The 7711-nt window shown below is 66.3% G+C and carries 6 protein-coding genes and 2 pseudogenes; 4 read left to right on the top strand and 4 right to left on the bottom strand.

Features of this window, described 5'->3' with window-relative positions; translation table 11 throughout:
• Positions 1-410 (bottom strand): annotated as a pseudogene (locus ELR45_RS36080) (hypothetical protein); the annotation flags it as partial.
• Positions 411-1112: 702 nt separating this feature from the next.
• On the opposite strand from ELR45_RS36080, the pseudogene ELR45_RS31415 reads away from it, so the two are divergent.
• Both ELR45_RS31415 and ELR45_RS31410 read left to right on the top strand, forming a co-directional pair.
• Positions 1113-1418: pseudogene (locus tag ELR45_RS31415) on the top strand (NAD(P)-dependent oxidoreductase); the annotation flags it as partial.
• Positions 1419-1477: 59 nt separating this feature from the next.
• Positions 1478-2536 (top strand): LacI family DNA-binding transcriptional regulator, encoded by a 1059-nt coding sequence (locus tag ELR45_RS31410; protein WP_129669803.1) that lies wholly within the window; start codon positions 1478-1480, stop codon positions 2534-2536.
• Between the two features lie 115 nt (positions 2537-2651).
• Here the strand turns inward: ELR45_RS31410 and ELR45_RS31405 are convergent, their stop codons facing one another.
• Entirely contained in the window at positions 2652-3893 is a 1242-nt protein-coding gene (locus tag ELR45_RS31405) for a winged helix-turn-helix domain-containing protein (RefSeq protein ID WP_129669802.1), read from the bottom strand.
• A 307-nt stretch (positions 3894-4200) separates the two neighbouring features.
• On the opposite strand from ELR45_RS31405, the gene ELR45_RS39845 reads away from it, so the two are divergent.
• Both ELR45_RS39845 and ELR45_RS31390 read left to right on the top strand, forming a co-directional pair.
• Positions 4201-5211 carry an SH3 domain-containing protein gene (locus ELR45_RS39845; RefSeq protein WP_205857638.1) on the top strand — a complete coding sequence of 337 codons (1011 nt, stop codon included), beginning with the start codon at positions 4201-4203 and terminating at the stop codon, positions 5209-5211.
• An 80-nt stretch (positions 5212-5291) separates the two neighbouring features.
• Positions 5292-7100 (top strand): IlvD/Edd family dehydratase, encoded by a 1809-nt coding sequence (locus tag ELR45_RS31390; RefSeq protein WP_129669800.1) that lies wholly within the window; start codon positions 5292-5294, stop codon positions 7098-7100.
• 19 nt (positions 7101-7119) lie between these two features.
• Here the strand turns inward: ELR45_RS31390 and ELR45_RS31385 are convergent, their stop codons facing one another.
• Together ELR45_RS31385 and ELR45_RS39840 are read right to left on the bottom strand one after the other, a co-directional pair.
• Positions 7120-7497, bottom strand: a complete 378-nt coding sequence (locus ELR45_RS31385; RefSeq protein WP_129669799.1) for a RidA family protein — start codon at positions 7495-7497, stop codon at positions 7120-7122.
• Between the two features lie 10 nt (positions 7498-7507).
• Positions 7508-7711: IclR family transcriptional regulator domain-containing protein (locus ELR45_RS39840; RefSeq protein WP_240760282.1), on the bottom strand; the 204-nt coding region annotated here is incomplete at its 5' end.

The raw sequence follows: 7711 nt of genomic DNA, 5'->3' as shown, positions 1-7711 counted from the left end.
CGGTAGCCGATCTGCTCGCCGTTGATGTAGGCGATGGTCTTCAGGCCGGACTCGTCGCCGCCCCAGAACTTCAGCGTGAAGTAGTTCTGCGCCGCCGGATCGACCTTCATGGTGAACCGCAGCTCACCACCCTTGATGTCAGGCGAGTCCAGTGGCTGCGCCACCCGCGCCGACTCGCCGAGCCCGCCTTCGACGACGGTGGTGGAGTCGGCGGCCAGATCATGTGCCTGCTCCGAGCCGGGGTTGCCGAAAGTGATCACGTCCTGGTAGCCGGGCGGCAGGCCGTCGGTCTCCGGCTCGACGGAGCCGGCCGCGGGAGCGAACGCGACCAGAGCCCAGCTCAGCAACATCGCGAGCGCGACGGCCAGTACCGCCCGTAAGATTGGTGGTCGGCTGATGTCGTATGCCATGGCGTGAACCTTCCTTCACGTGGTGCGTGACGAGGCCGACACGGCTTGCGACCTGGGGCGCCAACCATCGGGGCGCAAGCCGTGATCTATGTGGGGTCAGCGCAGGCTTCCCAGCGTCACTTTTGAACGCCAAGAGCGCCGCGCTCTTCATCGTGCGCCTCCAGATCAGCGAAGTATCCGAGCATCTGGGCCGACTCAATCCGGACGTCATGGTCTCGACCTCAGGACGTGACCACCGTCCGCATTCTGAGACAAGCCAGTAGATAGCGATTTCGTAGAAGTTACGAGCATGTCCGAAGAACGTCAAGGGTGCGCGTCGAGAACGGACACTTTGACTTGCCTGACAGATCGACCGGTCAGTGACATATAGCCAGGCACATAGCGGTTCGGGCCTCACCCTCGTGGTCGAGAGACTCCCCAGAGCATGCACCCCTTGCCGCTCGTCAGCCCGGCATCTAATGTAGATAGCGTTTTCTATCATCTGCGAAATGGACCGACCCTCGTGGCCGACCGCCCGCCGGCGTTCTTCGTCATGCGCCCGGATCTCCCGCCCTCCCTGTTTCCTCCCGAAACGATGCGGAGGATGCGGGAACTGGTCCGCCTCGACGAGCCATGCGTCAGCGCGCGCGATTCGACGACCCAGGCGTCGCCGCCATCCTGTGGTCCGGAAAAGACCTGTTCAGGCTGCGCGAGCGATACCTCATGCGCGACGGGGCCGTTCTGATCAATACCGCCCGCGGCACGCTCGTCGACACCGACGCCCTCACGAAGCATCTCGTCGACGGCCGGCTCTCCGCCGTCCTCGACGTTACGGACCCAGAACTGCTGTCGCCGGACTCAGCGCTGTATGACCTGCCGAACGTCGTCCTGACCCCGCACGTCGCCGGTTCACACGGCAACGAGCTGGCGCGGCTCGGCCAGACTGCGGTGGCGGAGCTGGAACGGCTGACGACCGGCCGGCCGCTTCTCCATGAAGTGCGGCGCACCGAGCTCGAGCGGCAAGCATGACGACAGGCGAGCCCCTTAAGATGAACCTCAGTCGCGGCCGGTCCGCAAGGAGGCGTTGAGTGGCACAGCGGGTGGCACGCAATGGTCGCAAGCGGACCACTATCACCGACGTCGCGGAACGTGCCGGGGTCTCCGTCCCCACCGTGTCGCGCGTGGTAGCCGGGAACTACCCGGTCGCGGCGGCCACGCGCGCCAAGGTGATGCGCGCCATCCGGGAGCTCGACTACGTGGCCAACGCGCATGCTCGCGCTCTGGCCGGCGCCACCACCAAGACGGTCGCGTTCGTCGTCCATGACATCACCGCACCGTTCTTCGCGCACATCGCGCAGGGCGTCGAGGAACAGGCCCGCACCGAGGGCCGGACATGCCTGGTGTGTACGACGCAGGGAGATCCGGCGCGCGAGCTCGCCGTCGTCGAGCAGATGCGTGAGCAGCACGCCGACGCGGTGATACTGGTGGGTGGCGGTTCCGAGCTGGAGGAGAACCGTCAGCGCATGATCCACTTCGCCCATGCGCTCGATGAGGCCGGCTCCCGGCTGGTGCTGTGCGGGCGTCCCGCCCTGGGCGCCAACGTGCCCGCCACCGTCGTCGAGTATGACAACGAGGGCGGCGCCTTCGCGATCACGAGTCACCTGTTGTCCCTCGGACATCGGCGCATCGCGTTTCTCGGCTTGGAGGAAGGGTTCACGACGTCGGTCGAGCGCCTCCACGGCTATCAACGTGCCCACGAGACGTTCCGGGTGGACCCGGATCCGACCCTGGTCAGGGCAGGCTCATTTTTCCGCTCGTTCGGGTACGAAGCGACCCGGGAGCTGCTCGCCGAACAGCGGGACGTGACGGCCATCTTCGCGGCCACGGACATCGTCGCCGCCGGGGTGCTGCACGCACTGCGCGACGGTGGCGTGCAGGTCCCCGCCGACATGTCAGTCGTGGGCTATGACGACATCCCGCTGACGATGGAGCTCACGCCCCCGCTGACCACGGTGCACATCCCGCACGACGAGCTCGGGCGGACAGCGGTCCGGATGGCGCTGCACCGGCACGAGGAAGCCGTGCCGCAACACGTGGTCCTCGGCACGCACACCGTGGTCCGGGACTCCGTCGCCCCGCCTCGCTGACCACTTGCTCGTGACCTTGATCATGTTCCCATTTAGGCCCCTATAGGGGCTCAACGGGGAACATGATCTTGTGGCTCGAGTCGCCCTAGCCGTGCGCCTCAGCTGGACCTGACCACTAGCGATGCCGTTGTATGCTCCGGCGCAGCGTCGCAGCCAGGTTGCCGCGTTCCGAAACCTCGATAGTGTCCAGCTCCAGCCACGTCCGCATCCGGTGCAGCTCCTCGGCGAGCTCGGCGGCAACGTGCGTGGCGTCCTGTCCGGGCTCGTGGAAGGCGCCTTGCACCAGCAGTTTGCGACTCCCCCGATCGGCTTTCAGGTCGACACGGCCGACGAGCGTGTCGCCGAGCAGGAACGGCAGCACGTAGTAGCCGTATACGCGCCGCTCTGCCGGCACGTATAGCTGCTGCGCCAAGGGTTGGACGAAGCCGCAGCACTGCCGGGCAGAGCCCCACATGAACGAGTCGAAAGGTGAGAGCAAGGCCCGCTCGTGCATCGAGCGAACCATGCGGGTGCCTGGGATCATGTAGCCCGGCTCAGACCAGCCCTCGACGGTGACGGGTACGAGCTGTCCCTGCTCGACAAGTTCGGTCACCAACCGTGGCCAGAGGGGCCGAGGCCGCTTGCCGTCCGGACCTCTGACGACTATCCGATGACTATGAAGCCCGAAGTACCCGCCGAGCTGACGCGCCGTCGCAACGCCCAGCGCCTTGGCGGACAGACAGATGAGTTGCTTTTGAGCCTCCTCCGGCTCCGGTGCCGGCACGTCGAGTACTTCCTGTGGGATGACGCGCTCGGTGACGTCGTAGAGGCGTGTGAAGCCGCGACGGCCCGCGATGGCGACGAGGCCGCAGTTCAGCAAGTGTTCGAGGGCCATCTTGCCGTTACTCCATCCCCACCACTTGCCTTCCCGAGCGCCTGGGTTGGACACGTCGGCGGCCGCGACTGGCCCCCGCTCGGCGACCTCGTTGTAGACCTGCTCTATGTAGGCGCTGTCAGGCGACGGACTTCCCGGCGTCCATGGACTCGCCGCTCGTTGCGCCGTCATCCGATGGCGCAGCAGAGGGTAGAGCTGAACCGGCATCAGGCATGTCGCGTGTCCCCAGCACTCGAACAGCTCACAGCGAGCGTAGGCAAGCCTGTCAACTGTGTCTTTGGGGTACGGGCCCAGCCGCGAGTACCCCGGCAGGTAATGCGAACGGACGAGCACGCTGATCGAGTCGATCTGGATGGCAAGGACCTTCGACGCCACCTTTCGGACATCGGCAATCCTCCGCTTGCCCTCACGGCGGCCGAACCCCTGCGCCACAAGAGCAAGCCGCCGAGCCGCTGCGAGCGACAGCTCATGCTCGGCCTTCATTCCAGCACTGTACGTAGATCGGAAGCTGACGATCGATAGCTCAGCGAGGCTGTGTCTACATCCTCATGCGAGCGCCTCAGCATCCCGGCCATCGCACTCGTCGGCAGGCCTGCGACACAAGCACGGCGTGGCGGGTGGATGATCACCGAGCGAGACGGAAAACGAGCTGGTCAGAGCGGTCAAACGCGGGGTTCGTTGATCGCTCAAATTAGGACAAATGATGTTCAATGTTGCGTTCATGTCGAGAGTGTGGTTGGCTACGGGACGGTAACGAGCCGATAACGACAGACCATGAGGTGATGCGCCAGTGCCGAGGTCCCGCCATAAGCGTGTCAAGACCCCACGCACCCGACGTGTCGTCACAATCGCCCTCCCTCTGGCCATCACAGCCTCCATACCGGTAGCGCGCTACGCGTGGCCCGACGACGACTCCAGTACAGAGACGCTCGACCTCGGCGAGATCGCGAGCATGGCTGACATCCAGCGCGAGCAGGCCGCCGCCCGAGGAGCTCACGACCGTTCCCCGTCGCCCGAGGCAACGCCGACACAGACGCCGACCCCGACACCCACCTCGGAGCCGACCGAAGAGCCTACCGAGGAACCGACCGAAGAACCGGAAGAGACCGAGGAGCCCGAGCCCGAAGAGGAGCCGGAAGAGGCCGAAGAACCGGAGCCGGAGCCAGAACCAGAACCAGAACCGACCGTCGCCGGCCAGATGTACGTGACTACGGGGCTCAACGTCCGTACCGGGCCCGGCCAGCACGCAGAGATCGCCACGGTCCTGGAGCGTGGCACCGAGGTCGACATCACCGGCGAGACCGACGGCGACTGGTCACAGATCATCTACAGCGACGAGGTGCTGTGGGTCAGCTCCGACTACCTCGCCGAAGAGGAGCCGGAAGAAGAGGCAGAGCCCGAAGAGGAAGAGGACGAAGGCCTGTCGATGGCCGAATGTCCGACCGGGTCTTCCGTCGAGAGCGGCCTCACCCAGGACGCAATCCGCGTACACCGAGCGGTCTGCGCCCAGTACCCGGAGATCGACTCCTACGGCGGCCTCCGCCCCGGTGACAGCGGTGCCCATGGCTCGGGCCGTGCTCTTGACATCATGGTGACCGGGTCGCTCGGTGACTCCATCGCCGAATGGGTCCGCGCCAACTACGAGGAGCTCGGCGTCAGCGAAGTCATCTGGGAACAGAGGATCTGGACCGTGGAGCGCAGCGGCGAAGGCTGGCGTCCGATGGAGGACCGCGGGTCCGCCACCGCCAACCACTACGACCACGTGCACGTCACCGTCTACGGCGACTCCGGCACCATCTGAGGGGACATCCGCAGGATCGTCACCGTCACCGCGACCGCCTGCCACAATGACCGCTGCACGGTCGCGGTATCGTCCCAAGCATGGGTGATGACGCAGAGGTGAAGCTTCGGTCACAGCAGTGGTTCGACAACCCTGACGATCCCGAGATGACGGCGTTGTACGTCGAGCGCTACCTCAACTGGGGCCTGAGCAGGGAAGAGTTGCAGAGCGGGAAGCCGATCATCGGCATCGCCCAGTCCGGCTCCGACCTCGCCCCGTGCAACCGGCACCACGTCGTGCTGGCGGAACGGATCCGCGAGGGGATCCGGGAGGCCGGCGGCATCGCCTTCGAGTTTCCCGTCCACCCCATCCAGGAGACAGGCCGGCGGCCCACGGCGTCGCTGGACCGCAACCTCGCCTACCTCGGCCTGGTGGAGACCCTGCACGGCTACCCGCTCGACGGCGTCGTGCTGACCACTGGCTGCGACAAGACCACGCCCTCACAGCTGATGGCCGCCGCAACAGTGAACATCCCCGCGATCGCGCTCTCCGTCGGTCCGATGCTCAACGGCTGGCACAAGGGAGAGCGCGCAGGTTCGGGCACCATGGTCTGGCGTGCGCGCAAGATGCTCTCCGCCGGCGAGATCGACAAAGCCGAGTACATAGAGATGGTGGCTTCGGCAGCGCCGTCGCCCGGGTTCTGTAACACGATGGGCACGGCGACGACGATGAACTCCCTCGCCGAGGCGCTGGGCATGATGCTGCCGGGCTCGGCGGCGATCCCCGCCGTGCACAAGGAGCGGGGCAAGGCCGCCTACCTGACCGGTCGGCGGGCCGTGGAGATGGTGCGCGAGGATCTCAGGCCGTCGGACGTCATGACCAAGAAGGCCTTCGAGAACGCCGTCGTCGTCTGTTCGGCCATCGGAGGCTCGACGAACGCTCCCATCCATCTCAACGCGATCGCCCGTCACTTGGGCGTAGAGCTCACGAACGACGAGTGGGAGAAGCTCGGATACCCGATACCGCTGCTGGTGGACCTGCAGCCGGCCGGACGATTCCTCGGCGAGGACTTCCATCGCGCCGGAGGGATACCGGCCGTCGTCGCCGAACTACTGGCGGCCGGCGCGCTGCCCCACCCGGACGCCGTCACCGTCAACGGTACGTCGATCGGCGACAACTGTGCCGGGCGTCTGACCGAGGACCGGGAGGTCATCCGCGAGTACGGGCGGCCCATGGTGTCCGAGGCCGGGTTCCGCAACCTGAAGGGCAACCTCTTCGCCTCGGCGATCATGAAGACCAGCGTCATCTCACCTCAGTTCCGCGCCACGTACCTGTCGAACCCCGACGACCCGGACGCCTTCGAGGGTCACGCGGTGGTGTTCGACGGCCGGGAGGACTACCACGCCCGGCTCAATGACCCATCGCTGCAGATCGACGAGCAGTCGCTGCTGTTCATCCGGGGCGCCGGGCCGCTCGGTCATCCAGGCGGCGCCGAGGTGGTGAACATGGATCCACCGGCGGAGCTGCTCAGGCGAGGCATCACTGAGCTGCCGTGCGTGGGCGACGGCCGCCAGTCAGGTACATCGGGGTCGCCGTCCATCCTGAACGCCTCGCCGGAGGCGGCCGTCGGCGGCGGGCTGGCGCTACTGCGCACCGGCGACCGGGTGCGCGTCGACCTCGGCACCGGAGAGGTGAACATGCTCGTCGACGACGAGGAGCTCGAACGGCGCCGGATCGAGGTCGACAAGGCCCTGGCGAACGGAGGCCTGCACTACATCCCGGAGAGCCAGACCCCGTGGCAGGAGATCCACCGCGACCTGGTCGGGCAGTTCGACGAGGGCATGGTGCTCAAGCCGGCCGTGAAGTACCGCGACGTCGCCCGCCGCCACATCCCCCGCGACAACCACTAACCTCTCGCACGCCGCGGCCTCATTTTGGAGTGACGGCGACGACGTCGATCTCCACCAGGATGTTCATCAGGTCTGAACCGACGGTGGTGCGCACCGGCCGTGATCCGGTGAAACGCCGGGCGTAGACCTCGTTGAACGGCGCGAAGTGCTCGTGCAGGTGCTGCAGGTGCGCGGTCACCTTCACCACGTCGTCCAACTCGAGCCCAGCCGCCCGCAGCGCCCGCTCGACGTTGTCGATAGTGGCGTCGGTCTGCGCCTCGATGCCATCCGGCACTTCGCCCGTCGTCGGGTCGCCCGGTCCGAACCCGGCCGTCCACACCATGCCGCCGGCCTTGGCGACGTGACTGTACGGCCCGGCCGGCTTCGGCAGATCGTCACTGATGATGTACTCGGTCATCTGTCTCTCCTCACGCACGGTCTCCGTCGACGATAGAGCGGATCTCCTCGACAGCGTCGACCAGTGTCTGCAACGACGTCCGGTACGCCACGGCGCTCACGCTCACCGCACCCTGGGGCCGGTGCTTGGCGCCCATCCATACTGGCACCGCGACGCACGCGACGCCGTTCTCGTTCTCCTCGTCGTCGACGGCATAGCCACGCTGCCGTGTCGC

The sequence above is a fragment of the Phytoactinopolyspora endophytica genome (assembly GCF_004138495.1).
GTDB classification, from domain to species: domain Bacteria; phylum Actinomycetota; class Actinomycetes; order Jiangellales; family Jiangellaceae; genus Phytoactinopolyspora; species Phytoactinopolyspora endophytica.
This window is presented reverse-complemented; position numbering and strand designations above follow the sequence as displayed.